This window comes from Blautia sp. An81 (assembly GCF_002161285.1).
GTDB lineage: Bacteria > Bacillota > Clostridia > Lachnospirales > Lachnospiraceae > Blautia > Blautia ornithocaccae.
Map to the genome: position 1 here is coordinate 1 of NZ_NFHH01000083.1, position 500 is coordinate 500.

The 500-nt window shown below is 46.4% G+C and carries 1 protein-coding gene; it reads left to right on the forward strand.

Going from position 1 to position 500, the window contains the following annotated elements; translation table 11 throughout:
• Positions 1-500: IS256 family transposase (locus B5G33_RS20960; protein WP_204247450.1), on the forward strand; the 500-nt coding region annotated here is incomplete at both ends.

A 500-nucleotide genomic window follows, 5' to 3' on the forward strand; every position in this document is an offset into this window, starting at 1 on the left:
ACCAGTGTGGCTGATGTTTACTCCCTTCTCAAAGACAGCTTCAAAGATATATTGCAGGAGCTTCTGGAAGCCGAGATGGATGCAACTCTGGGCTATGAAAAAAATTGTAAAGGTGATCTCAAGAGCGATAATAAGAGGAATGGCCACTCTCCCAAAACACTCAAAAGCCAGTACGGGGAATTCCAGATCGATGTTCCCCGTGACCGCAATGGTGAGTTTGAACCAAAGCTGATCCCTAAATATCAGCGGGATATTTCCGGGATTGAGGAGAAAGTAATCTCTCTCTATGCCCGCGGAATGAGTACAAGGGATATTCATGACCAGCTCCAGGAACTTTATGGGATTGAACTTTCCGCCGAAATGGTCAGCAAAATCACGGATAAAATCCTTCCGGAAGTGAAAGAGTGGCAGTCTCGTCCACTGAACCCTGTATATCCTTTTGTTTTTATGGACTGTATCCATTACAAAGTCCGGGAAGACGGCAGGATCCTCAGCCGCGC